This window comes from Streptomyces sp. CB02056 (genome assembly GCF_001905545.1).
Taxonomy (GTDB): Bacteria; Actinomycetota; Actinomycetes; order Streptomycetales; family Streptomycetaceae; genus Kitasatospora.
This window is the reverse complement of the sequence record NZ_LIPD01000001.1, coordinates 314,908-337,601: the sequence shown is the minus strand read 5'-3', so window position 1 is coordinate 337,601 and position 22,694 is coordinate 314,908. Positions and strand designations below refer to the sequence as shown.

Sequence of the window (22,694 nt, the reverse complement as noted above, 5' to 3'; positions counted from 1 at the left end):
GAGTGCACGCTCGTGCGACACTGGTCCGCATGACTACGGACAAGCCGCGGCCGGCCACTGACAAGCCCGCCCCGGCCACCCCCCTGGAGTTCGGCATCGCCGAGCAAGTGGCCCTCTACCAGCGGGAGTTCCCCACGGTCGACCCCCAGGTGGAGACCATCGTGCAGACCCTCAACCGGGTCTCCCGGCGGATGGGCGTGGCGTACGACCGCCAGCTGACTGTGCTCGGAATCACCTCCGCCGAGTGGGAGGTGCTCAAGGCCCTGGTGGTCGCCGGCAGCCCGTACCAGCTGGGGCCGGGCGAGCTGGCCAAGCGGCTCGGCCTCACCCCGGCGGCGATGACGCACCGGATCGACCGGATGGTCGCCGACGGCCTGGTCACCCGGGAGCGGGACGAGAACAACCGGGTGCGGGTGATCATCGAGCTGACCGAGACCGGCCGGGACAAGTGGCTGGAGTCGATGCGGATGGCGGCGGTGTTCGAGGAGGAGCTGCTCCAGGACGTCGCGGGCGAGGACCGCGCCGCGCTCTCCGCGATGCTGGGCCGGATGCTGCGGCGGATCGAGGAGAGCCGGCCGGACGCCCCCGGCCGCACCCCCGGCCAGGCGTAGCCCGGCACTGGGAACACAAAGGAGCCCGGGGCCGGGAACGCGGACGAGTCCGGCCCGCCGGGAGGATGATCCTCCCGGCGGGCCGGACTCGTCACTTCAGGTGCCGCGAGGGTCCGTCAGGCCCCTCGGTCAATCGGTGGTGCGGGTCTCAGCAGGGGCCGTTGTCGGTCCAGACGCCCCACTGGCCGCTCTGGCTCGGGTCGTCGCCCTTGGTCCACCACTTGTTGGTGTAGTAGTGGCCCTTCCACGAGACCTTGGTGCCGCCGGCCGCGTAGGTGGTGTTCGCGTCCCAGCTCGGGGCGGCCGGGCAGGAGGCCGGCGTGGTCGGGGTGCCGGTCGGGGTCCCGGTCGGCGTGCCCGTGGGGGTCCCGGTCGGGGTGCCGGTCGGCGTGCCGGTGGGGGTGCCGGTCGAGGTCGGGGTCGGCGTGCCGGTCGGCGGGGCCGGGCAGGCGGACGCGGAGCCGTTGGTGGCGCTCACCATCTTGTCGAACAGGGCGGTCTTGGTGCCCAGGTCGTACAGCGAGAAGGCGAAGGCGCCGCCGAGGCCGTTGCAGTGCGCGTAGTCGAGCTTGGCCTGGATCGACTTGGCGTCCTCACCGCTCCAGAAGGTGTTGCCGTCGTAGAAGTACGTGGCCTGGGCCGCGTCGTCCCAGAAGGTCTTGGACGGGTTGTCGACGAAGCCCGCGAGCTCCTTGAACATCTGGATGCCGGGGACGTTGCCGGACATCGCCGCGCCGGCCGCCGGCTGGGTGGCGGGCTGGTACAGGCCGTGCTTGCCGTTGTCCTTCACGCCGGTCCAGCCGCGGTAGTAGAACGGCACACCCATGTTGATCTTGTTGGCGGGGAAGCCGCCGGGGATGCCGTACTCCTTGTCGCCGACCGTCCACGCCTTGATGGCGTTGTCGATGGAGTACTTGCCGTTGCCCGGCTTGGCCGGGGTCGACGGGTCGTCCGGGGTCGAGTAGAGCGCGGCCTGGTGGTTGGTCGGCCCCTGGGCGTCCCAGCCGCCGTGCATGTCGTAGGTCATGACGTCGAGGAAGGTCAGGTACTGAGCGATCTTGTCGGTCTCGACGTTCATGATCTTGTCCTGGCCGGCGCCGACCGCCGCCGCCAGGGCGTAGGTCTTCTTGTCGGCCGCGCCCTGCGCGTCCAGCTGGGTGCGGAACTCCTTCAGCAGCGCGGTGAAGTTCTGCTTGTCCGCGGGGCTGGAGATGTTGCCGGTGTGGCCGCCGCCACCCGGGTACTCCCAGTCGATGTCGATGCCGTCGAAGACGCCGGCCGCCGAGCCCGGGCCGCCGAAGCCGGCGTCGGCGGGCAGGTTGCCCTTGATGAACATGTCGATGCAGGACGACACCAGGTGCTTGCGCGAGGCGTCCGTGGCGGAGGCCGGCGAGAAGTACTTGGAGTAGGTCCAACCGCCCAGCGAGAGCAGGACCTTGAGGTTCGGGTTCTTCGCCTTCAGCTTCTTCAGCTGGTTGAAGTTGCCCGCGATCGGCTGGTTCCAGACGTCGCCGACGCCGTCGACCGAGATGTCCGCGCCGAAGCTCTTCTGGTAGTCGGCGAACGCGTCGGCGGCGCCGTCACCCGCGTTGGGGTTGTTGTCGTTCGTGTCCGCGGCCTTGGTGGCCTCGAAACACCCCAGGTCGGTCGGGTGGATGTTGGCGAAGTCGTAGATCAGGTAGTCCAGCTTCCCGGCGACGCCGGTGTCCTGGATCGTCTTGGGGTAGTACGCGTTCGCGTAGACCGACCACTGGTCGTAGTAGGCGACCTTGATGCCGCCGCTGGTGGCGGGCGCGCCGGTGGAGTTGGTGGTGGCGGCGTTGGCCGCGGCACCGCCGGTCAGCGCGAGACCGGCGCCGAGCAGCAGGGAGGCGGTGGTGCCGGCCGCGATGGCGGCCAGGCTCTTGGGACGGCGTCGGCGGCCGCCCTGCGGAGCCGGGGTCCCGGCCCTTTCAATGCGTGAGCGCAGCATGGGTGCGTGACTCCTGGTTGTGGGGGTACCCGCCGTCCCGGGGGCGCGCGTCCGGGGTGGGGCCGGACGACCGGGACATGACAGGCATGGGTGGGGAATCGAGCGGATCAGACCATGACGGACTACCGGGATGTGCCGAACCGGCGCCGGCAGCACGAGGCCGCCGACGCCGGTTCAGGGGCTCCCTGCACCTGGGCAATAAAAATGGACTAGACCAACTCGCCCGTCAAGGGGTGCTGTTGGGCCTTGAGCCCCGCTTAAGGTTCCGCACCCGCGCTGAGCTGGGCGGCCGGGTCCAGACTCAATAGCGGACGGCGTTGGCCACCTCGGCCTTGACCGTGCCGGACAGGTCCCGGTTGGCGTGCCCGGTGGCCTGGGCGCTCTGCCCGGCGGCCACGTCCTGGACGGTCACCGCGGTCGCGTCCAGCACCTTGCCGGACTCGTCGGTGAAGTCCAGCTGGATCACGTACCGGTACGACTGCTGCCCGTGGTTGGTGACGGTCAGCGACACCTGCGGCTTGCCGTCCGAACCGGTGCTCACCGCCCCGACCGCGACGTCCCCCTTGGCGTCCAGCCCGCCCTTGATCCCGGCGACGGCCGAGGAGGCCGCCGACACCGCCGCCGAGGCCTGCGCCTCCGCCGAGGCGATCGCCGCACCCGCCCCGCCGGCCACCGAGGCCAGCGCCGAGGCGGCCGAGGCCGCGGCGCTCGCACCCCGCTCCACCGCGGCCGCCGCCCCGGAGGCCACACTGCTCGCGCTCTGGCCGGAGGAGCAGCCCGCGAGCGCCGCCGCACCGACCACCGCGGCGACCAACACCCCTGCCACCGCCCGCCGTTGGCGGCGCAGCGGCGGTGCGTCCAGGTCCTGGGCGGTGGCCCTCGGCGGGGTACAGGCCCTCGCGCGGGTGAGCGGCTGGCGGTCCATGCGGTCCCTCGTTTCCGGTCGGCGCCGGGCTGCCCGGCACACCTCCCGGCCCACCCTCCGAGGGCGGGCGGGCCTCCGCCAGCAGGGCTGCTGCCTCCGGGTGAACCGGCCTGCGGGACCCGCCCCCGCGAGGGGCCCTACGAGAGCCCCGAACCCTCCTGCTCGTCCGCCTCCACCGCGGCCCGCTCCTCGCGCAGCCGCACCTGGTGGCGGCGCCGGGCGACCGCGCCGTACGCCCCGGCGGCGCTCGCCACGAAGGCCACCAGCCCGACCCACGGCCGGTCGAAGACGTGGCCGGTCAGGTGGTCCAGCGAGTACCGGCCGGCACCGGCCAGGCCGATCGCCAGCCCGGTCGCGCCGAGGAAGGCCGGGTACTCGTAGCCGCCGGACATCGCGAAGAAGCCGGCCGGGGCGTGCACCGACACCGCGCCCGCCATCGTCCCGGCCACCACCGCGCCGGCCGCCGGGGTGGCCAGCCCGGCCACCAGCAGCGCCCCGCCGCCCGCCTCGCCGAGGCCGGCCGCGAGCGCGCTCTCCCGGGCCGGGTGGAAGCCCATGTGCTCCATGGCCTGGGTGGTGCCCTCCAGGCCGCCGCCCCCGAACCAGCCGAACAGCTTCTGGGTGCCGTGCGCGATCAGCACCCCGCCGACCGCGCCGCGCAGGGCCAGCAGGCCCAGGTCCTTACGGTTCAGGCACATGTCGCATCCTCGCTTCCGCGGCGGGCTGGTCCCGCTCGCTGGCAGTCCTGCCTCCATAGCAACCGAGAGCGCCCGTCCCTTCGAGCCGGGACCGCCATCCGGGCGAATTCGCCCCTGACCAGGAATGGAACGGCCGCCGGGGAGATTCACGCCACGCCCGGCCGCGGGGCGTGGCGCCCCGACTGCCCGGGGCCGCGCGGTCATGCTGGGCCCATGTTCGTCTTCAACCTGGGCAGCGCCTTCATCACCTTCTTCGCCGTGGTCGGTCCGCCGAAGACCCTGCTGGCCTTCGCCCGGCTGGCCGGGACCAGGAGCAACCTGGAGCTGCGGCGGCTGGCGGCGCTGAGCACGGCCATCTCGGCGGTGATCGGCCTGGTGCTCGGCTTCGGGGCCGACGAGCTGACCACCCTGTTCCACATCAGCGACCAGTCGCTGCAGCTCGCGGGCGGGGCGATCTTCTTCGTCTACGCCGTCGCGCTGGTCTTCGGCGTCCACCTCGGCTCGGACGGCGAGGAGGACGAGCACCTCGCGAACCCGCTGGTGGACGGCATCCGCGAACTGCTGCTGCCGTACATCGCCAGCCCGCTCGCCATCACGGCCGTCCTGGTCGCCTCGCTCAACCAGGACAACTGGGGCTGGAAGGCCGCCGTCTCCGGGGCGTACGTGGCCGTCGCGGTGATCAACTACCTCTGCGTGGCGGTGCTCGCCCCGCTGATGCGGCGCACCCACCGCACCTCGCTGGAGGTGCTGTCCCGGCTGCTCGGGCTGCTGCTGGCGGCGGTCGGCGTCGAGCTGTTCCTGGAGGGCCTGGCCGGGCTCGGGGTGCACCTGCCGACGGGGCACTGAACCCGGCCAGACCCTCAGCCCCCTCCCCCGGCTTAGGCCCCACTCAGCCCGCCGCGAGCCGGGCCAGCACCCCGCCGATCCGCTCGCGCACCAGCGGGTCGGCGACCAGCCCGTCCGGGCCCACCGCGCCGCGCTCCAGCGGCAGCCGGACGCAGGCCTCGTCCAGCACCGCCGCACCGGTGTAGCCGAGGACGGTGCGCAGGGTGGCCTCGGCCCCCAGGCCGCGGCCCGGGCCGGCGGCGTTGATCCAGCCGGTGGGCTTGTCCGAGATCTCGACCCCGCCGACCGTCCAGTCCAGCAGGTTCTTGAACGCGCCCGGCAGCGTCCCGGCGTACTCGGGGGTGCAGACCAGCAGCGCGTCGGCCGCCCCGATCGCGGCCCGCAGCCCGGCCACCGGCTCCGGCAGCGGGTCGGTGTCGTGGTCCGGGTTGAAGTGCGGCAGCCCGGCCAGGCCCTCGTAGTAGGCGGCCCGCAGGCCCGGGGTGGCGGCCGCCACCGCGGCCGCGGTGCGCAGCACCGTCTCGTTGGTGGAACCGGCCCGCAGGCTCCCGGGCAGCAGCAGGATGTGGCGCTCGTTCGGCATGCCGGGCAACCTACCCCTTGACGCCCGCGTCAGGGCCGGCCGGCCTCGGTGCCGCGACCCGACCGCGGCCCGACCGCGACCCGGCGGCGCTCAGTGCGGCACCACCGGCCGCCAGGGCACCGGGCTGGAGAGGATCATCGAGCTGGACGGCTGGCCGTAGCCGCCGAGCCGGTCGCACACCGCCTCGAACTCGGCCATCGTCGACACCGCGACCAGCAGCACGCAGCACGCCCCGCCGGTGACCCGGTGCAGCTGGACCACCTCCGGCCAGGTCGGCACCTCCGGGTCGCGCAGCACGCAGCGCGGGCCGTAGCACTGGATCTGGACCAGCGCGGTGATCGGCAGCCCGGCCCGGGTGAGGTCCACGTGGGCGTGGTAGCCGCTGATCACGCCCTCGGACTCCAGCCGGCGGACCCGTTCGGCCACCGCGGGTGCGGACAGGCTCACCCGGCGGGAGAGTTCGTTGTACGAGAGCCGGGCGTCGGCCTGGAGCTCGGCGAGCAGACGGCGGTCGACGGCGTCCAAGGCGGCCTCCCGGGTGGTCGGGATCAAGGGATTTCCATTCGTAAAGCGAATCGGCGGAACGCCTCGCGAACGACAGCTCCGAAGGCGGTTGTGATGCCCGTCGACCATTCAAGCGGGGGGCACCGCCGCCGCACAATGGGCACCCGGTGGAACCCGGCAGTCCGGCTGGTCCACCGGACCGGGCGACGCGGCCCGGAGGATCTGGAGGGATCGGGATGGGGCACGACACGGTGGAGACGCCCAACCTGTCGTTCGGCCGGGGCGGAGCGCCCGGCCGGGGCACCCCGTACGCCGAGTACGTACGCCTGGAGGAACTGCACGGCCTGCAGCACCCGCGCAGCAAGGAGCCGGCCGAGCTGTCGTTCATCGTCACCACCCAGGTGATGGAGCTGCTGTTCGACCTGCTGCGGCACGAGTGGACGCTCGCCCGGCAGGCGCTGCGCGAGGACGACCTGACCGCCGCCCTGGCCGCGCTGCGCCGGGGCACCCACGTCCAGGACGTGCTGGTGGAGTCCTGGGACCTGCTGGCCACCATGACCCCGCACGAGTTCAACTCCTTCCGCTCGCTGTTCGGCGAGGCCTCCGGCTTCCAGTCCGCCGCCTTCCTGCGGCTGGAGTTCCTGCTCGGCAACAAGAACGCCGCGCTGCTGGCGATGTACGACGGGATGCCCGACACCCGGGCCGAGCTGACCGAGGCACTGCGCTCCCCCGGCCTGTACGACGAGGCGCTGGCGCTGCTGGCGCGCCGCGGCCTGGCCCCGCACCCGGCCCCCTCCGAGCAGCGCTACCAGCCGTCGGCGGAGGTCGAGGCGGCCTGGCGGCGGGTGTACACGGAGCCGGAGCTCGCCGCGCTCCGGCCGCTCGGCGAGGCCCTGCTGGACGTGGCCGAGCGGGTCACCCGGTGGCGCCAGCGCCACCTCTCGGCGGTCAAGCGGACCATGGGCGGCAAGCCCGGCTCGGGCGGCTCCAGCGGGCTGACCTGGCTGCGCAAGTCGGCCGAGCAGGACGTCTTCCCGGAGCTGTGGACGATCCGGGACGGGCTGTGACGGGCACAACGGGTACGGAACGGGACGGGCAGAGGATGACGAGGGAGGGACGGGCAATGACCACGCGCGAGGACTGCGCGGCGCTGGACGCCGCCGACCCGCTGGCGGCGTTCCGCAAGGAGTTCGCCCTGCCGGACGGGGTGGTCTACCTGGACGGCAACTCGCTGGGCGCGCTGCCGGTGCGCACGCCCGAGCGGGTGCGCCGGGTGGTCGAGGAGGAGTGGGGCCGGGAGCTGATCCGCAGCTGGAACGACGCCGGCTGGTTCGAGCAGCCGTACCGGCTGGGGCGGCGGATCGCGCCGCTGGTCGGCGCCGCTCCGGCGGAGGTGGTCGTCTGCGACACCACCTCGGTCAACCTGTTCAAGGTGCTGTCGGCCGCGCTGCGGCTGCGCCCGGGCCGGCGCACGGTGCTCGGCGACGCCGAGGCCTTCCCGACCGACCTGTACATCGCCGAGGGCGTGACCGGCCTGGTCGAGGGCGCGCGCAGCGCGCTGATCCGCCCCGAGGAGCTGGACCGGCACCTGGACGGGGACGTCGCCGCGGTCGTCCTCTCGCACGTCGACTACCGCACCGGCGAGCTGCTGGACATGCCCGGGATCACCACCCGGGTGCAGGCCGCGGGCGCCCTGATGATCTGGGACGTGTGCCACTCCGTGGGCGCGCTGCCGGTCGGACTCGACGCCGCCGGCGCGGACTTCGCGATCGGCTGCACCTACAAGTACCTGAACGGCGGCCCCGGCTCGCCGGCCTTCCTGTACGTCGCCGAACGGCACCTGGCGGCCGGCCCGCTCCAGCCGCTCAGCGGCTGGTTCGGCCACGCCCGGCCGTTCGCCTTCGAGCCCGGGTACGAGCCGAAGCCGGGCATCGGCCGGTTCCTGACCAGCTCGCCCTCGCTGCTCGGCCAGGCCGCCCTCGGCGCCTCACTGGACATCTGGGAGCGGGTCGACCTGGCGGAGGTGCGGGCGAAGAGCCTGGCGCTGACCGACCTGTTCGTCTCGCTGACCGAGGGCCTGGACGGCGTCGAGGTGGCGACCCCGCGCGAGCACGCCCGGCGCGGCAGCCAGGTCGCGCTGCGGCACGCCGACGGCTACCCGGTGGTGCAGGCGCTGATCGAGCGCGGGGTGATCGGCGACTTCCGCGCGCCGGACCTGATGCGCTTCGGCTTCACGCCGCTCTACCTGTCGTACACCGAGGTCTGGGACGCGGCCCGGCAATTGGCCGAGGTGCTGGAGAGCGGCGAGTGGCGGGCGGAGCGCTTCTCCCGCCGGGGCGAGGTGACGTAGCCGGCCGGGAGGGCCGGCCCCCGGAGCGGCGGCACGACCCGGGGGCCGCCGTGACGCAGCTCATGCCCGGGCCGAGTTCGACCTCCGTCGTCCTTGGGGATGCTCAAGGCTGACGGAACGTCACACCCTGGGGAGGCGTGCGTGAACCTCGAACTCGGCCCGCTCAAGCCCGAACCGGCCCCGCTGCTGCTGGGCCTGGCACTGCTCTTCCTGCTGATGTGGGCGCTCGGCCGCCGTCTGCTCCCGCGGATCGAACGGGTGCAGTCCGAACGCTGGGAGGCCACCGAGGGCCGCGCCGAACGCGCCGAGGCCCTGCTCGCCGAGGCCGAGGCCACCCGGGAGGCCCGACTGCTGGAGCTGGCCGAGGCACGGCACGAGGCGGCCCGGATCCGGGAGGAGTACGCCGAGCGCGGCGCGGCGGCGATGGTCGCGGCCCGCGCGGAGGGCATCCGCGCCCGGGACGAACTGCTCACCACCGGCCGCGCCCGGATCGCCGCCGACCGGGCCGAGGCGGCCCGCGTGCTGCGGCAGGACGTCGGCGAGCTGGCCGTCGCCCTGGCCGGCCGGGTGATCGGCGAACCGGTGCACGCCGTCGCCGCGCGACGTCGGACGGTGGAGCGCTTCTTCGAGGCGAACTAGCCTTGCCGGAGCGTCAGTTCGTCAGCTCCTGGACCAGCCCGCGGTAGACCGCGAAGGCCGGCTTGGGCGTGTAGTCGTCGCGCAGCAGGCCGAAGCGCGGGAACAGTCCGGCACCCGCGCTGTCCGCGTCGCGCAGCGCGAAGAACGCGTAACCGGTGACGTGGAGTTCGGCGGCGAGCCCGGCGACCGTCCGGACCACCTCCGCCACCACCTCGGCCTGCCGCGCCTCGCTCCGCCCGGGGCCGGTGGGCCAGCCGTTCTCGCAGATCCGCAGCGGGACGTCCGGCCCGATCCCGGCCCGGGGCAGCGCGTCCCGGCGGAAGCCGGTGAGCACCGCCCCTACCGCGTCGGCGAGTTGGGACGGCGGGACGGGACGGAAGACGTCCGGGAAGAAGTCCAGGCCGACGTAGTCCAGGGCGCGGTGGAAGCGCTCGTCGGCGAGCTCCCCGAGCTCGGTCCAGAAGGTGTCCGCGGGGTCGAAGGAGGGCACCGCGTTGAAGCCGACGGCCAGCCGGTCGAATCCGTGGGCCAGCGCCTCCTCCTTGGCCGCGACCACGCCCTCGACCAGCGCCCGGCGGACGTTCGGGATGCTGCCGTCCACGGGCGGGAGGTCCAGGTTGGGCTCCTCGCAGATCTGGAGCAGGGCGAGGCGGTGCCCCTCGGTCCGGACCGTCCGCCGGACGAAGTCCAGCCAGCCCGCCAACTCCCCGCTCCGCTCCCGGTACTGGACCACCAGGTCGAGCCGGCGGCCGTCGACGGCGTACCGTTCGGGCCGCTCGGGGGTGTGCTCGCCGCCCGGGTACGAGCGGTAGGCGCGGACCAGGAACTCCCCTGCACCGCCCTGGAGTTCGCGCAGGGCGGCGGTGATCCGGGCCGGGTCGTCGGGGCGGGCGGGGGTGATCACGCCGGTGTCGTCGCCCGCCAGCCCGCCGGGATAGATGCCGAAGGTGAAGGTCATGCCGTCACCGTAGCGGATATTTTTGGTGTCACCACAAGTTTTCAGTGACACCATGATTGGCGGATAGGATCCGGCCATGGGACTTCGCGAACTCAAGAAGCAGCAGACCCGGGAGCTGCTCTCCGACACCGCCATGGGCCTGTTCGCCGAGCGCGGCTTCGACCGGGTCACGGTGGTCGAGGTGGCCCGGGCCGCCGGGGTCTCGCCGAACACGGTCTTCAACTACTTCCCGACCAAGGAGGACCTGTTCTTCGACCGCCAGGAGGAGGTGGTCGCCCACCTGGCCGAGGTGGTCCGGCACCGCCCCCCGGGCAGCTCGGCCGTGGACGCCGTCCGGGCCGACCTGCTGGCGGCCTTCGCGAGCGGCGAGCCGACGGTCGGGCTGAACCCGGGGATCGCGGCGTTCTGGCGGATCGTCGAGGACAGCGCCGCCCTGCGGGCCCGACTGCTGGAGCTCGGCGAACGGGCCGAGGCGGCGCTGGCGGCCGCCCTGGCCGAGGAGTCGGGCGCCGCACCGGAGGACCCGCTCCCCCGGATCGTGGCCGGAGCCGTCGCGGGGGCCCACCGGGCGGTGCTCGGCGAGATCCGGCGGGCCATGGTCGCCGGGGAGCCGGCCGAGGCGGTACGGACCCGGGTCGAGACGGCGGTGCGGCACGCCTTCGGCCTGCTCGCCTCGGGCCTCGCCCGCTACCCGGCCGAGCGGTAGGCGGCCGGACCGGGGGGAAGCCCGCGGCGGCGGGGACGGGAACGGCGCAGGCCGCCCGGTCGGGGTCGACTCGGGCGGCCTGCGCCGCTGTCCGGCTGATCAGTTCGTCAGTTCGTCAGTTCGTCAGCCGTACGGTCCGTCAGCTGTGGCGGCCGCGGCGGCGGGCGGCCAGTACGGCCAGACCGCCGAGGCCGAGCAGGCCGACGCCCGCCAGGCCGAAGACCACCGGGGCGTTGCCCGCACCGGTGGAGGGCAGCTCACCGCCACCGGGGTGCTGGCTGGTCGGCGCCTTGGTCGGGTGGTGGCTGGTCGGGCCCGGCCCGGCGCTCGACGTCGTCGCGCTGGCCGACGGCGAGGTCGGCGCCGGAGAGGTCGGCGCGGGGGACGTCGGGCTCGGCGAGGTCGGGGACGGTGATGTGGGAGACGGCGAGGTCGGCGACGGAGACGTCGGGCTCGGCGAGGTCGGTGAGGGGGACGTGGGCGAGGGGGACGGCGTCGGCGAGGTCGGCGACGGGCTGGGCGTCACGGCGCAGTCCGGCAGGTCGCCGTCGAACGGGTAGCTGTGGATCTCGTAGCCGCCGGTACCGGTGTGGACCAGGTTGCCCGCCAGGTACACCCGGCCGTTCATGCCCGGCTGGGCGATGGTCGTGGTGCCGCCCGGGTTGCCGGCCATGACCGAGCCCTGGAACTGGGCGCTGCCGAGGATCTGCGCCGAGGTCGCGGTCGGGAAGTTGTACATCAGCTTCGAGCGCATGTCGGTGGTCTGGTCCCCGGCCAGGCCGGTACCGGTGTAGGTGTTGATGATCGGACTGTCCCCGAGCATGTTCACCACGACGGTGGCGCCGGCCGGGATGTTGTTGAAGACCAGGCCGATCTGCCCGCCGGACGGCGAGGCGAGGTTCTGGGTGACGTTGAAGACCTGCTTCATGCTGGTCCCGTCGCCGGTGAAGGTCGCCTGGCTCGGGGAGATGTCGACGGTGCCGGTCGCGGTGGCCCGGCCGACGCAGTCGGAGACCTCCTCGATCTGGGTCAGCACCGACTGGTAGGGCGCGGCCGCGTTCGGGTCCTGGATCGACTCGCCGGTGGGGTCGATGTTCACGGTGCCGGTGACGGAGCCCGCGTGGCGCAGGTTGCCGAAGGCCGGGCCGTGCGAGTCGCTGCCGCCGATCAGGATCGCGTTGCCGGTCAGCACGTCGACGTTGCCGCCGGTGGTCACGAAGTCGCTGCCGTTCGGCGGCACCACGCGCGAGCCGACGCCGACGACGCCCATGTTGTAGATGCCGCCGCCGTTCTTGTCGACGGTCAGGTTCCCCAGCGCGACGATCTTGCCCTCGGCCTCCGCGGCGCGGCCGGTCACCGTGTAGTCGCCGCCGGTGAAGACGTTGATGGTGGCGTCGCGGCCGGGGAAGTCGCCGTTGTTGGGCGGCGGCCAGGTGGCGGGACAGTCGGGCCCCGAGCAGGCGCCCAGCGGCGGGGCCAGCGGGGCGGCGGAACCGACCGTCAGCACCGCGGCCAGCGGCAGCGCGGTGAGGGCGGTCGCCACCGCCACCCGGACGGCCCGGCGCCGTCGTGTGGCCGGTGTTCTCACGGCGGTCGTTCTGTGATCCGGCGAACCGGTGGCCTGACCCATCGACAATTCCTCCGTGCATGAGAAAAGGACAGGCCGGGACGACCTGCCATGTTCCGTGCCATCTGCTGGCGATCTCACAGATCCGGGACATCCAACCCCAAAACGGACCATCCGCACTTTACAGACCCTCAGATCGGATCCGAAATTCATCCGTACGGAGCAGCGCTTCCTCGGGCGGGCGCCGACGGACGGCAAGGCCCCAGGGCGTGTCTTCGAACTCGCGTCGCCCCGCAGACGCGAGTTCGAAGACAGGCCCTAGGTTGGAGGCATGACCACCGAGGCCCAGGAACAGAGCGCGCCGCTCGTCGCCGTCGCGTCCGCCGACGCCGTACTGCGGCACCCCGAGGCGGGCGAGCACCTGCTGACCGCCATGGAGCGGGAGCGCGCCGCGCGCTTCCGGCACGAGTCCGGGCGGACCGACTTCACCGCCGGCCACGTCCTGGTCCGGCTCTGCGCCGCCCGGCTGCTCGACGTGCCGGTGGCCGGCCTCGTCCTCGCCCAGCAGTGCCCGGACTGCGGGCTCGCCGACCACGGCAAGCCCTACCTGCCGGACCACCCCGGGGTGCACGTGAGCCTGTCGCACACCCGGGGCGTGGTCGCGGCCGGCGCCGGGTTCCAGCCGGTCGGGGTCGATGTCGAGCTGTCCACCCGGGGCGGCTCGCTGCGCTCGGTCGCCCGCCGGGTGCTCGCCCCGGCCGAGCTCGCCCTGGTCGAGGCCGACCCGGAGCCGGAGCGGGCGTTCCTGCGGCTCTGGGTGCGCAAGGAGTCGCTGATCAAGATCGGGCGGGCCACCCTGGACACCCTCGGCCGGGTCGACCTCTCCGCCCTGCCGCTGACCGTCCCGCCGGGCGCCCCGCTGCGCAGCCGGTACGAGGACCTGCACCTGCTCGACTGGACCGACCCGGAGCACGCCGCCGCCGTCGCGGCCGTCAGCACCGCCCCGCCCCGGATCGTGGAGCTCACGGCGGCCGGCTGAGCGAAGGGGGCGGGGCGCCGGGCATCGGCGGGCTCCGGCGGCGGGCTCCGGCGCCCACCCGCGCGGTGGGCCGGTGAATAAGCGGTGTTAGCGTGCCTGGTCGTGGGCCCGCCGATCGCGTGCGCCCCGCCCCCAGCCGACCAGCTGCCCACCGGATTCAAGAGGGTGCCCCGCCATGGCCAAGTTCCTGCTGAGCCTGCACGTCCTCGTGTCGGTCCTGTTCATAGGCCCGGTCGCGGTGGCCGTCAGCATGTTCCCGCGCCGGGCGAAGGCCGCGCTGGCGGGCGGACCGGACCGGGCCTCCGACGCCGGCGTGCTGCGGGTGCTGCACCGGATCACCCAGGTCTACGCGCTGCTCGGGGTCGCGGTGCCGGTGCTGGGCATCGGCCTGGCCCAGGTGATGGACGTGCTCGGGCAGTCCTGGGTGATCGTCTCGATGGTGCTGACCGCGATCGCCGCGCTCTCCCTCCTGCTCTTCGTGCTGCCCGGCCAGCAGGCCGCCGTGGACGCGCTCGAACTCGACCCGTCGGACGAGCAGCACGCCAAGGCCGTCGGCGGCCTGAAGCTGCTGCCGATGACCGCCGGGGTGTTCAACCTGCTGTGGGCCGTGGTCGTGGTGCTCATGGTCATCCGCCCGGGGTCGAGCACTGTCGTCTGAGCCCCTGATCCCCCGGGCCCCGGGCTCCTTGTCGCCTGGTCCCCCGCGCCCCCTCCCGCCGACCGGGGTGGTTCGAGTACCGTCCTGGGCCATGACGATCATGGCGGGCATGGGCAGCCCGACGGGAACCGGCGTCGGTCCGCTGCTGCGCGGCTGGCGGGTACGACGGCAGCTCAGCCAGCTGCAACTGGCACTGCGGGCGGACTCCTCGGCCCGCCACCTCAGCTTCGTCGAGAACGGCCGCTCCCGCCCCAGCCGGGAGCTGGTGCTGCGGCTGGCCGAGGAGCTGGACGTCCCGGTGCGCGAGCGCAACGCCCTGCTGCTGGCGGCCGGCTACGCCCCGCACTACCCCGAGACACCGCTGGACGACCCGTCGATGGCCGCGCTGCGCGGCGGGCTGGAGCGGCTGCTGGCCGCCCACGACCCGTACCCGGCGGTCGTGGTCGACGGGTCCTTCCGGGTGCTGGCGGCCAACCGCTCGCTCGGACTGCTCCTGGACGGCGTCGCCCCGCACCTGCTGGAGCCGCCGTTCAACGCGATCCGGATCACCCTGCACCCGGACGGGCTCGCGCCGCGCATCGTCAACCTGCGGCAGTGGCGGCGGCACCTGCTGGAGCGGTTGGAGCGGCAGCTGGAGCTGGTCCGCGCCGAGCCGCTGCGCCGACTGTACGAGGAGGTCCGCGGCTACCCCGAACCGGCCGACGACCCGGCGGACGAGCCGGCCGACGACCGGGTGGACGGGCCGGCCGCGTACGGGTCCCCGTTCGCGCTGCCGCTGCGGATCCGGTACGAGGAGCGGGTGCTCTCCTTCCTCTCCACCATCGCGACCTTCAACACGCCGCTGGACGTCACCGTCTCCGAGCTGGCCATGGAGACCTTCCTGCCGGCCGACGCGGAGACGGTGCGGTTCCTGCAGTCCGTGGTCGGCCCCGAGCGTCAGGTCGTGCCCGACACGCCTTAGCCCTGCTGCCGGGCCCGGCGCCGCAGGGCGGTGAACTGGAGGACGGCGAACAGGGCCACCGCCGCGGCCTGCACCGGGATCCAGACGAACCCGGCGGTGGTCGGCTCCAGCCACGCCTCCATCGCGACCAGGCTGAGCACCACCCAGGCCAGGTTGACGCCGATCACCGCCCGCACCCCCGGCCCCGGCGGCTGCCGCCGGGCGGCCAGCGCGCCGACCGCGAGGGCGTACCCGAGGAGGAGCAGCCCGACCTCGACCAGGGTGGTGCGGCCCGCGCCGAGCAGCTCGCCGAGCGGACCGGAGAAGGCCAGGTAGGCCAGGCCGTTGCCGCCGGTCACCAGGGCGTCCAGGGTCAGGGCGCCGCGCACCGTCCACGGGGAGAAGACGGAACCGGGCCGGGCGGGGCTGAGGGTGTTCGCGTGGACGGACATGGCGGATCGCCTCCTGTCGGGGGTGGGCCCCGGGACCGTGGCGGCCGCACCGGGTGCCCCCACCCTGCCCGGCCCGGCGGCGGGCGTCGATTACCCCGCAGGTAAGGGCGGGCGCCCGCACGGGCACGGGCGTCGGGCTACGGCCGCCGGGCCACGGGCAACGCGGGCTACGGCCGCTGGGCCACGAGCAGCCGGGCTACGGCCGCCGGGGTGGCTGCCGGAGCAGGACGCCCGCCCGCTTCACCGCGCGGGCGGTGATGGTGGTCTCCGCCCTGGTGACGCCGAGCGGTCCGAGGGTGTCGGTGAGGAAGCGGTAGAGCTCGCCGTGGTCCGGGCAGAACACCGTGGCCAGCAGGTTGGCCGGGCCGCTGGTGGCGAACACCCCGTGCACCCGCGGGTGGCGGGCCAGCACCGTGCCGACCTCGGCGATCCGGCCGGGCGGCACGTCCAGCCAGAGGTTGGCGTCCACGGCCAGGCCGAGCAGCCGCGGGTCCACGGTGGCGTGGGTGCGCAGCAGCCCGGCCCCGTCCAGCCGGTGGAGCCGGCGGCGCACCGTGGACTCGGGCGCGCCCACGGCCGCGGCCAGTACGGCGTGGGACTGCCGGGCGTCCTCGCCGAGCCGCTCCAGCAGCGCGCGGTCGAGATCGTCCAGCGGCGGGGGCTCGGCGGGGCGCGGGACGGCGGGCCGGGCGAGCGCGGCGGCCTCCTCCCCGGTCAGGTACCCGGCCCGCCACTGCCCGGCGTCGGCGAAGGCGTGCAGCACCGCATGGGTGGTGGTCTCGGTGACGGCGCCGGTCGCGGGCAGCTGCCCGTACAGCAGCCGGTCGCGGGAGCCGGCGTCGGTGAGCACCACGGCCCCGACCTCGTGGCCGCCGAGCATCACGTCGACGAACGGCACGTCGGGGCGGTCGGCGAGGGCCCGCGCGATGGCGTCCACCCGGCCGCTCAGCACCCGGACCCGCAGCAGCAGCGCGCCCACGGCGGCGTCCTCGACGTCCGGCAGCCGGACCACCCGCAGCACCCCGGCCTGCCGCATCCGGCCCAGCCGGCGGGTGACCGTCCGGGCGGAGACGCCCAGCACCTCGGCGATCCGGCCGGGCTCGGCCCGTCCGTCCACCTGGAGGGCGCACACCAGGCGGCGGTCGAGGGTGTCCAGCACGCTGTCCGGATCGGCGGTGGAGAGGTCCATGGTGTCCGATCCCCGCCACTTCCGGCGGCTGCTGCGTCCTGTTCGGCAGCCCCGACGGTACTCCTTGTCCCGGGCGGCCGGAGCGGACACCGGCCCGGAGCGAGGAGGAGTCACCGTGACGGACGGGCAGTGGACGCTGGCGGAGGGCGTGGAGGCCGCGGTGCGCGAGGTCGGTGCGGGGCTGGCGGCACGCCGGTCCGCCGAGCCGGTCACGGCGCGGACCGTCGCGGAGGCGGCGGCCCGCTTCGCCGAGCTGGACGGCCCGGCGGCCGCCGCCCTGCGGGAGCGGCTGACGGCGCTGCGCCCCCGGGCCGGCTGGGTGTCCGAGGAACTGGACGGCCCGGTGCCCGCCGAGGGCGAGTGGTGGCTGTGCGACGCGACCGACGGCGCGGTGCAGTACCTGCTCGGGCAGCCGCACTGGGCGGTGACCGCCACGCTGGTGCGGGACGGCGCGGCGGTGCTGGCCGTGGTGCACGCCCCGGAGCAGGACGGCCGTACCTACCGGGCGGTGCTCGGCGGCGGGGCCGAGCTGGACGGGCGGCCGATCGCGCCCCTGGAACGGGAGTTGGCCGTCACCGTCGCCGCCACCAGCCAGCCGCCCCGGGTGGCCGCCGACCCGGTGGCGCTGCGCCGGGCCGGCGAGTCGCTGTCCGCGATGGCGGGCGCCGTCCTGGCGGTGCGCAACCTCGGCCCGACCGCGCTCCAGGTGGCCCAGGTCGGCTCCGGGCACCTGGCGCTGTTCTGGGAGTACGGCCTGGACGCGGGCAACCTGCTGCCCGGCGCGCTGATCGCCCGCGAGGCGGGCGCCACGGTGACGGACGCCGCCGGGGCGGCCTGGACGGCCGGCTCCGACGGCTTCCTCGCCGCCGCGCCCGGGCTGCACGCCCGGGCGCTGGAGGTGCTGCGGACGGTGCGGTGATCAGCCCCTCGGCTCGGGCCCCGCTTCGGACCCCGGTTCGGGTCGCGGTTCGGGTCGCGGTTCCGGTCGCGGTTCGGGTCGCGCTCCGACACCCGGTCCGAGTCCGAAGAGGGCGGCCGCGTTGTCGTGGCAGACCGCCCGCAGCCACTCCTCCCCCAGCCCCAGCCCGGCCAGCGCCTCCAGCTGGTGGACGTACCGGTAGGGGATGTTGGGGAAGTCGCTGCCGAGCAGGACGCGCTCCCGCAGCCCGCGCAGGCGCGGCAGTTCCGCGCGCGGGAACGGGACGTCGGCCTCGGCGAAGTCGGTGAACGCGATGGTGGTGTCCAGCCGGACGGCCGGGTGGCGCTCGGCCAGGTCGAGGAAGTCGCGGTACTCGGGCATCCCGAGGTGGGCGACCACCAGGACCAGGCCGGGGTGCCGCTCCAGCACCGCGCCGATCGGGCCGGGGCCGGTGAACTTGCCCGGCACCGGCCCGGACCCGCAGTGGGTGACCACCGGGGTGCCGGTCTCGGCGAGCAGCCCCCAGACCCCGTCCAGCAGCGGGTCCGCCGGGTCGTAGCCGCCGACCTGGAGGTGCGCCTTGAACACCCGGGCACCGTCCTCGATCGCCCGGGCCACGTAGCCGGGCGCCCCGGGCTCGGGGAAGAAGGTCGCGGTGTGCAGGCACTCCGGGGTGCGGGCGGCGAAGTCGGCGGCCCAGCCGTTCAGCCAGCCGGCCATGCCGGGCTTGTGCGGGTAGAGCATGGACGTGAACGCCCGGACGCCGAAGTCCCGCAGCCGCCGGACCCGTTGCTCCTCGGCCTCGCGGTAGGTGATCGGCCACGGGCGGTTCACCAGCGGGCCGGCCGCGTCGAAGTACGCCCACACCTTGTCGAGGACGTTCTTCGGCATGAAGTGGGTGTGCACGTCGATCAGCCCCGGCAGGCCGAGGCCCTGCCAGAACGCCCGGACGCCCTCCGCCTCCCCGACGCCGTCCGCCTCCCGGTCGCTCACGCGATCACCGGGCGGGCGCGGTCGATGATCGCCCCGGTGTCGACGCCGGACGGCAGGGTGCCGAAGGCCGCGCCGTGGTCGCCGCCGAGCCGGCTCGCGCAGAACGCGTCGGCGACCGCCGGGCTGCCGTACCGGACCAGCAGCGAGCCCTGGAGGGCCAGCGCCATCGACTCGACCAGCCGACGGGTGCGGTACTCCAGGTCCCCCGGGTCGGTCAGCTCCTTGCGCAGCGCGGCGACGGCCGCGTCCAGCCGGCGGTCCGCGCCGGCGGCGGCGTCGAGTTCGCCGAGGAAGGCCTCGACGGTCTCCGGGCGCTTGGCCATGGCGCGCAGCGCGTCCAGGGCGGCGACGTTGCCGGAGCCCTCCCAGATCGACACCAGCGGCGCCTCCCGGTAGAGCCGGGGCATCCCGGACTCCTCCACGTAGCCGTTGCCGCCCAGGCACTCCAGCGCCTCGGCGGCGTGCGCCGGACCGCGCTTGCACACCCAGTACTTGGCCACCGCGAGGCCCAACCGCCGGACCAGCGCGTCGGTTTCGTCGCCGGCCAGGGCGCGGTCGGTGGCCCGGGCGAGCCGCATCGCGACGATCGTGGCCGCCTCGGACTCCACCACCAGGTCGGCGAGCACGTTGCGCATCAGCGGCTGGTCGACCAGCGCCTTGCCGAACGCCCGCCGGTGCAGGGCGTGGTGCACCGCCCGGGTGGCGCCGTAGCGCATGCCGGAGGCCGCGCCGACGGTGCAGTCCAGCCGGGTCATGTTGACCATCTCGATGATGGTCGGGACGCCCCGGCCCTCCTCGCCGACCAGCCAGCCGACCGCGCCGTCGTACTCCAGCTCGGCGGAGGCGTTGGACTTGTTGCCGAGCTTGTCCTTGAGCCGCATCAGCTGCAGGCGGTTGCGGCCGCCGTCCGGCAGGACGCGCGGCAGCGCGAAGCAGCTGAGGCCGCCCGGGGCCTGGGCGAGGGTCAGGAAGAGGTCGGACATCGGCGCCGAGGTGAACCACTTGTGGCCGGTGAGCCGGTAGGTGCCGTCGGCGTGCGGGGTGGCGGTGGTGGTGTTGGTGCGGACGTCCGAGCCGCCCTGCTTCTCGGTCATCGACATGCCGGCGATCAGCCCGCGCTTGGTACGCGGCTCGCGCAGCCCGTAGTCGTACTCCCGGGCGGCCAGCAGCGGCTCCAACTCGGCGGCCAGGGCCGGGTTGGCGCGCAGGGCCGGGACGGCGGCGTAGGTCATCGAGATCGGGCAGGTGTGGCCGGCCTCGACCTGGCCCCAGACGAAGAACCGGGCGGCGCGGGCGGAGTGGGCGCCGGGCCGCTCGTCGCGCCAGGGGGCGGCGTGCAGGCCGTACCCGACGGCGGTGCGCATCAGCTCGTGCCAGGCCGGGTGGAACTCGACCTCGTCGATCCGGTGGCCGAAGCGGTCGTGGGTGCGCAGCACCGGCGGGTTCTCGTTGGCCAGCCGGGCCCACTCGGCGGCCTGCTCGGAACCGGCCAGCCGGCCCAGCTCGCGCAGCTCGGGCTCGGCCCAGCCGGCGTCGGCCCGCTGGAGGGCGGCGAGCAGGGTGGGGTCGGCGGCGGTGTCGTGTCCGTACGGCAGGGGCACCTGGTTGGTGACCTCATGCGTAGCTGTCATCGCGTCCTCCCAGGGCACGCAGGGTGAAGGAGACCAGGGCGGGGACCACCGTGGTCTTGTCGCTCTGTTCGGGCTCGGCGGCTCCGGTCCCGGCGGCTCCGGTCTCGGCCGCTCCGGTCTCGGCCGCTCCGGGTGTGGCAGCTGCCCCGGACGCGGCTGTTCCGGGTACGGCTGTTCCGGGTGCGGCGGCGAGCGGGCCGGCCAGGGCCTCGCCGACCGCGCCGACCAGGGCGGCGGCGGTCAGCACCGGGTCCTGCTCGGGCAGTTCGCCGCTCGCCACGGCGGCGGCGATCTCGGTGGCGATCACGTCCCGGAACGCCCGCCGGAACACCAGTCGCTCCTCGTCCACGACCGCGTCGGCCGGCTCGACCAGCAGCGCGTACGCCAGCCGGGGCGCGCGCAGGGCGCGGGCGGCGAAGGTCTCGACCACGGCGGCGATCCGCCGCCTCGGGGTGTCCTGGCGGGCGACGGCGGCGTTGACCGCGTCGATCTCGTGCGTGACCACCCGGCGGAACAGCTGCACCGACAGCTCGGCCTTGCCGCTGAAGTGCTGGTAGAGGCTGCCGGTGGCGATCCCGGCGCGGTCCGCCACGGCGGCCATCGTGCAGCCGCCGTAGCCGCGCTCGGCGAGCAGGCCGACCGCCGACTGGAGCACCGCTTCGCGCTGGGCGTCCAGGCGGGCTTGTACGGCGGGCGTGCGTCGGTAGGCCATGCAAGCATTGAAGCACTGATTCACTGCTTCGGGGAGGGGCTGGGGCGGCCCGACCTTCCCGCCGGCGGGGCGCGGGGGACGTGCGGGCGCGGGGGCGCGGGACGACGCGAGGAGGCCGCCCCGGGTTCCGGGACGGCCTCCTCCTCATGCGTGGTGGTGCGACCTGCCTAGCGCGAGCGCGAGCGCTACAGCGGGCGGCGCTCCTGCTCCAGCCGCTGGCCCTCGACGTCCAGCGGGCCGAAGTCCGAGCCCGGCTGCGGCGTCTTGGCGAGCGAGCGGGCGGCGTTCGCGTCGCCCAGACCGGCCCACTCCAGCACCTTGGCGGTGGCCTCCGCCGACTGCGCGGCGGGCAGCTGCTCGATCTTCGAGCCGTGGTTGCCGCCGGGCACGGTGTAGACGTAGCTGTCCTCGCTGCCCCGGCCGAGGTGGAACGGCTTGGCACCCCACGGGTCGTTGCCGCCGTAGACGTACATGATCCGCTCACCCTCGCGCTTCACCCAGCGGTCGATGTCGGGCATCGCGTTCGGGTTGAAGACGGTCGGGATCTCCTTCGGCACGTAGCTGCGGACCGAGTAGAGCTCCTTGTAGTCGTAGTGCAGCACGTCCTTCAGGTGCGAGACGTCGAAGAACGGCGCGCCCAGCTCGGTCGCGGCCTGGTAGTAGTACGCGGTGTACTTCGCCAGCGACTGGTCGCTGTTGCCGGTGATGCCGGACTGCGAGTCGAACCAGGCGTACAGCTCGTCGTCGGTCGCGGTCGCGGCGACCGGGACCTTGGCGCAGTCGGCCTCCAGGCTGTACTGCCAGAAGCCCCAGACCACGTCCAGCACCCCGGCCTCGTACGCGCGGTCCGGGGAGCCGAGGGTGTTGAAGGTGGAGCCGGACGCCTTGTTGTCGGCGACGTAGCGGGGCACCAGGCGGTCACGGCGCACCAGCAGCTCGCGCTGGGCGGCGTTCAGCCTGGCCCGGCACTCGGGGGTGCCGACGGTCCGGAAGAAGTCGCTGTACGCCTGGTAGTCGTTGACGTTCGTGTTGTTCGGCGCGACGTAGGCGATCGTGCCGGCCACGTCGTCCGGGTAGAAGCGGCGGAAGTAGGTGGAGGACATGCCGCCCTTGCTGGCGCCGGTGGACAGCCACTCCTCCTGGTAGATCCGCTTGAGCGCGGTCACCAGCCGGTGCGAGTCCGCGGCGCCCTGGCGGATGCCGGCCTTCGACCAGTCCGCCGGCTCCGGGCGGGAGGGGGTGAAGAACCGGTACTCGATGGACACCTGGTTGCCGTCCACCAGCCGGGTCGGCTCGGTGCGGGACGGGTTGGTGCCCAGCGTGTAGCCGTTGGTGTAGAAGACGGTCGGGCGGTCGTAGCCGCGGTGCAGCAGGCTGAAGCGCTGCTGGAAGGTGCCCAGCCAGGGCCGGAAGTGGTCGATCGGCTGGGTGTACGTGGCGACGAAGTAGCGGTGACCGGTGGTGGTCGGCTTCTCCTCGGTGATCGTCACGCCGGGGATCGCCGCCAGGCGGTCCTTGATGTCGGCGGTCGGGTCGTCGGCGGGGCTCCGGCCGTGGCGGGACGCCTTGCCCTGGTCACCCTGCGCCCCCTGGGCACCCTGCGCGCCCTGGCCGTCGGCGGCGGACGCCGGGCTCGCCAGGCCGCCGAACGCGAGCAGCGGTATCAGCAGGGCGGAAACCAGCAGCCTTCTCACGGTGGTGGTCATCAACTCTCCATCTGTTCAACTGGCATGACTGCCGCCCGCCGGTACGGCCGCGCGGCGCGGGTGGAGCGGATGGTGCGGGTGGAGCGGGGTGGAGCG

The 22,694-nt window shown here is 74.1% G+C and carries 23 protein-coding genes; 10 read left to right on the top strand and 13 right to left on the bottom strand.

What is annotated here, in order from left to right:
* Positions 1 to 29: 29 nt before the first annotated feature.
* Positions 30 to 611 (top strand): MarR family winged helix-turn-helix transcriptional regulator, encoded by a 582-nt coding sequence (locus tag AMK13_RS01485; protein WP_049656022.1) that lies wholly within the window; start codon positions 30 to 32, stop codon positions 609 to 611.
* A gap of 148 nt (positions 612 to 759) precedes the next feature.
* Here the strand turns inward: AMK13_RS01485 and AMK13_RS01480 are convergent, their stop codons facing one another.
* The 3 genes from AMK13_RS01480 to AMK13_RS01470 form a co-directional block, all read right to left on the bottom strand.
* Positions 760 to 2,583, bottom strand: a complete 1,824-nt coding sequence (locus AMK13_RS01480) for a glycosyl hydrolase family 18 protein (protein WP_079271742.1) — start codon at positions 2,581 to 2,583, stop codon at positions 760 to 762.
* Positions 2,584 to 2,884: 301 nt separating this feature from the next.
* Complete coding sequence (locus tag AMK13_RS41610) at positions 2,885 to 3,508, bottom strand: FxLYD domain-containing protein (RefSeq protein ID WP_107418640.1); 624 nt, start codon at positions 3,506 to 3,508, stop codon at positions 2,885 to 2,887.
* Between the two features lie 137 nt (positions 3,509 to 3,645).
* Complete coding sequence (locus AMK13_RS01470; RefSeq protein ID WP_049660922.1) at positions 3,646 to 4,206, bottom strand: DoxX family protein; 561 nt, start codon at positions 4,204 to 4,206, stop codon at positions 3,646 to 3,648.
* A 213-nt stretch (positions 4,207 to 4,419) separates the two neighbouring features.
* On the opposite strand from AMK13_RS01470, the gene AMK13_RS01465 reads away from it, so the two are divergent.
* Positions 4,420 to 5,052: a MarC family protein gene (locus AMK13_RS01465; RefSeq protein ID WP_049660921.1), complete on the top strand. Its 633-nt coding sequence runs from the start codon at positions 4,420 to 4,422 to the stop codon at positions 5,050 to 5,052.
* Positions 5,053 to 5,095: 43 nt separating this feature from the next.
* On the opposite strand, the gene AMK13_RS01460 is transcribed toward AMK13_RS01465, so the two are convergent.
* On the bottom strand, positions 5,096 to 5,635 hold the full coding sequence (locus tag AMK13_RS01460) for an NADPH-dependent FMN reductase (RefSeq protein ID WP_074000809.1): 540 nt from the start codon (positions 5,633 to 5,635) through the stop codon (positions 5,096 to 5,098).
* A gap of 90 nt (positions 5,636 to 5,725) precedes the next feature.
* On the bottom strand, positions 5,726 to 6,187 hold the full coding sequence (locus AMK13_RS01455; protein WP_234348510.1) for an Lrp/AsnC family transcriptional regulator: 462 nt from the start codon (positions 6,185 to 6,187) through the stop codon (positions 5,726 to 5,728).
* Positions 6,188 to 6,375: 188 nt separating this feature from the next.
* On the opposite strand from AMK13_RS01455, the gene AMK13_RS01450 reads away from it, so the two are divergent.
* The 3 genes from AMK13_RS01450 (at position 6,376) to AMK13_RS01440 (ending at position 9,128) form a co-directional block, all read left to right on the top strand.
* On the top strand, positions 6,376 to 7,206 hold the full coding sequence (locus tag AMK13_RS01450; protein ID WP_074000808.1) for a tryptophan 2,3-dioxygenase: 831 nt from the start codon (positions 6,376 to 6,378) through the stop codon (positions 7,204 to 7,206).
* 56 nt (positions 7,207 to 7,262) lie between these two features.
* Positions 7,263 to 8,489: a kynureninase gene (kynU, locus tag AMK13_RS01445; RefSeq protein ID WP_074000807.1), complete on the top strand. Its 1,227-nt coding sequence runs from the start codon at positions 7,263 to 7,265 to the stop codon at positions 8,487 to 8,489.
* A gap of 141 nt (positions 8,490 to 8,630) precedes the next feature.
* Positions 8,631 to 9,128, top strand: a complete 498-nt coding sequence (locus AMK13_RS01440; RefSeq protein WP_158077659.1) for a F0F1 ATP synthase subunit B family protein — start codon at positions 8,631 to 8,633, stop codon at positions 9,126 to 9,128.
* A gap of 13 nt (positions 9,129 to 9,141) precedes the next feature.
* On the opposite strand, the gene AMK13_RS01435 is transcribed toward AMK13_RS01440, so the two are convergent.
* Positions 9,142 to 10,086 carry a hypothetical protein gene (locus AMK13_RS01435; protein ID WP_074000805.1) on the bottom strand — a complete coding sequence of 315 codons (945 nt, stop codon included), beginning with the start codon at positions 10,084 to 10,086 and terminating at the stop codon, positions 9,142 to 9,144.
* Positions 10,087 to 10,162: 76 nt separating this feature from the next.
* Between AMK13_RS01435 and AMK13_RS01430 the strand changes: the two genes are divergently transcribed.
* Positions 10,163 to 10,792: a TetR/AcrR family transcriptional regulator gene (locus AMK13_RS01430; protein WP_074000804.1), complete on the top strand. Its 630-nt coding sequence runs from the start codon at positions 10,163 to 10,165 to the stop codon at positions 10,790 to 10,792.
* 139 nt (positions 10,793 to 10,931) lie between these two features.
* On the opposite strand, the gene AMK13_RS01425 is transcribed toward AMK13_RS01430, so the two are convergent.
* Positions 10,932 to 12,380 (bottom strand): choice-of-anchor A family protein, encoded by a 1,449-nt coding sequence (locus AMK13_RS01425; RefSeq protein ID WP_158077658.1) that lies wholly within the window; start codon positions 12,378 to 12,380, stop codon positions 10,932 to 10,934.
* Positions 12,381 to 12,690: 310 nt separating this feature from the next.
* Between AMK13_RS01425 and AMK13_RS01420 the strand changes: the two genes are divergently transcribed.
* The 3 genes from AMK13_RS01420 to AMK13_RS01410 all read left to right on the top strand — a co-directional run bounded on the left by AMK13_RS01420 (position 12,691) and on the right by AMK13_RS01410 (position 15,017).
* The gene (locus AMK13_RS01420; RefSeq protein ID WP_074000803.1) at positions 12,691 to 13,398 is read left to right on the top strand and encodes a 4'-phosphopantetheinyl transferase family protein; all 708 of its coding nucleotides are present in this window, start codon (positions 12,691 to 12,693) and stop codon (positions 13,396 to 13,398) included.
* Between the two features lie 175 nt (positions 13,399 to 13,573).
* Complete coding sequence (locus tag AMK13_RS01415; RefSeq protein WP_074000802.1) at positions 13,574 to 14,056, top strand: DUF2269 family protein; 483 nt, start codon at positions 13,574 to 13,576, stop codon at positions 14,054 to 14,056.
* 91 nt (positions 14,057 to 14,147) lie between these two features.
* On the top strand, positions 14,148 to 15,017 hold the full coding sequence (locus AMK13_RS01410; protein ID WP_074000801.1) for a helix-turn-helix domain-containing protein: 870 nt from the start codon (positions 14,148 to 14,150) through the stop codon (positions 15,015 to 15,017).
* Here AMK13_RS01410 and AMK13_RS01405 read toward each other — a convergent pair.
* Together AMK13_RS01405 and AMK13_RS01400 are read right to left on the bottom strand one after the other, a co-directional pair.
* On the bottom strand, positions 15,014 to 15,448 hold the full coding sequence (locus tag AMK13_RS01405) for a hypothetical protein (protein ID WP_074000800.1): 435 nt from the start codon (positions 15,446 to 15,448) through the stop codon (positions 15,014 to 15,016). The genes AMK13_RS01410 and AMK13_RS01405 overlap by 4 nt on opposite strands.
* Before the next feature lie 196 nt (positions 15,449 to 15,644).
* Positions 15,645 to 16,637, bottom strand: a complete 993-nt coding sequence (locus AMK13_RS01400) for an Lrp/AsnC family transcriptional regulator (RefSeq protein ID WP_074000799.1) — start codon at positions 16,635 to 16,637, stop codon at positions 15,645 to 15,647.
* Between the two features lie 115 nt (positions 16,638 to 16,752).
* Here AMK13_RS01400 and AMK13_RS01395 point away from each other — a divergent pair, with 115 nt between their 5' ends.
* Positions 16,753 to 17,556 carry an inositol monophosphatase family protein gene (locus tag AMK13_RS01395; RefSeq protein WP_241852707.1) on the top strand — a complete coding sequence of 268 codons (804 nt, stop codon included), beginning with the start codon at positions 16,753 to 16,755 and terminating at the stop codon, positions 17,554 to 17,556.
* Here AMK13_RS01395 and AMK13_RS01390 read toward each other — a convergent pair whose 3' ends face one another.
* From AMK13_RS01390 to AMK13_RS01375, 4 genes are all read right to left on the bottom strand, one after another.
* Positions 17,557 to 18,549, bottom strand: a complete 993-nt coding sequence (locus AMK13_RS01390; RefSeq protein ID WP_107418639.1) for an amidohydrolase family protein — start codon at positions 18,547 to 18,549, stop codon at positions 17,557 to 17,559.
* A complete protein-coding gene (locus tag AMK13_RS01385; RefSeq protein WP_074000798.1) occupies positions 18,546 to 20,180 on the bottom strand; it encodes an acyl-CoA dehydrogenase family protein in 1,635 nt (544 codons plus the stop codon). The genes AMK13_RS01390 and AMK13_RS01385 overlap by 4 nt, the downstream gene beginning before the upstream one ends.
* Positions 20,164 to 20,892 carry a TetR/AcrR family transcriptional regulator gene (locus AMK13_RS01380; RefSeq protein WP_074000797.1) on the bottom strand — a complete coding sequence of 243 codons (729 nt, stop codon included), beginning with the start codon at positions 20,890 to 20,892 and terminating at the stop codon, positions 20,164 to 20,166. Before AMK13_RS01380 ends, AMK13_RS01385 begins: the two co-directional genes overlap by 17 nt.
* A gap of 185 nt (positions 20,893 to 21,077) precedes the next feature.
* A complete protein-coding gene (locus tag AMK13_RS01375) occupies positions 21,078 to 22,598 on the bottom strand; it encodes a S28 family serine protease (protein WP_074000796.1) in 1,521 nt (506 codons plus the stop codon).
* Between the last annotated feature and the right edge of the window lie 96 nt (positions 22,599 to 22,694).

Bases quoted from the DNA above. Each gene is read 5' to 3' on its own strand.
- AMK13_RS01485 (WP_049656022.1), top strand. From the start codon at position 30: ATGACTACGGACAAGCCGCGGCCGGCCACTGACAAGCCCGCCCCGGCC.
- AMK13_RS01480 (WP_079271742.1), bottom strand. From the start codon at position 2,583: ATGCTGCGCTCACGCATTGAAAGGGCCGGGACCCCGGCTCCGCAGGGC.
- AMK13_RS41610 (WP_107418640.1), bottom strand. From the start codon at position 3,508: ATGGACCGCCAGCCGCTCACCCGCGCGAGGGCCTGTACCCCGCCGAGG.
- AMK13_RS01470 (WP_049660922.1), bottom strand. From the start codon at position 4,206: ATGTGCCTGAACCGTAAGGACCTGGGCCTGCTGGCCCTGCGCGGCGCG.
- AMK13_RS01465 (WP_049660921.1), top strand. From the start codon at position 4,420: ATGTTCGTCTTCAACCTGGGCAGCGCCTTCATCACCTTCTTCGCCGTG.
- AMK13_RS01460 (WP_074000809.1), bottom strand. From the start codon at position 5,635: ATGCCGAACGAGCGCCACATCCTGCTGCTGCCCGGGAGCCTGCGGGCC.
- AMK13_RS01450 (WP_074000808.1), top strand. From the start codon at position 6,376: ATGGGGCACGACACGGTGGAGACGCCCAACCTGTCGTTCGGCCGGGGC.
- kynU (WP_074000807.1), top strand. From the start codon at position 7,263: ATGACCACGCGCGAGGACTGCGCGGCGCTGGACGCCGCCGACCCGCTG.
- AMK13_RS01435 (WP_074000805.1), bottom strand. From the start codon at position 10,086: ATGACCTTCACCTTCGGCATCTATCCCGGCGGGCTGGCGGGCGACGAC.
- AMK13_RS01430 (WP_074000804.1), top strand. From the start codon at position 10,163: ATGGGACTTCGCGAACTCAAGAAGCAGCAGACCCGGGAGCTGCTCTCC.
- AMK13_RS01420 (WP_074000803.1), top strand. From the start codon at position 12,691: ATGACCACCGAGGCCCAGGAACAGAGCGCGCCGCTCGTCGCCGTCGCG.
- AMK13_RS01415 (WP_074000802.1), top strand. From the start codon at position 13,574: ATGGCCAAGTTCCTGCTGAGCCTGCACGTCCTCGTGTCGGTCCTGTTC.
- AMK13_RS01410 (WP_074000801.1), top strand. From the start codon at position 14,148: ATGACGATCATGGCGGGCATGGGCAGCCCGACGGGAACCGGCGTCGGT.
- AMK13_RS01405 (WP_074000800.1), bottom strand. From the start codon at position 15,448: ATGTCCGTCCACGCGAACACCCTCAGCCCCGCCCGGCCCGGTTCCGTC.
- AMK13_RS01400 (WP_074000799.1), bottom strand. From the start codon at position 16,637: ATGGACCTCTCCACCGCCGATCCGGACAGCGTGCTGGACACCCTCGAC.
- AMK13_RS01385 (WP_074000798.1), bottom strand. From the start codon at position 20,180: ATGACAGCTACGCATGAGGTCACCAACCAGGTGCCCCTGCCGTACGGA.
- AMK13_RS01380 (WP_074000797.1), bottom strand. From the start codon at position 20,892: ATGGCCTACCGACGCACGCCCGCCGTACAAGCCCGCCTGGACGCCCAG.
- AMK13_RS01375 (WP_074000796.1), bottom strand. From the start codon at position 22,598: ATGACCACCACCGTGAGAAGGCTGCTGGTTTCCGCCCTGCTGATACCG.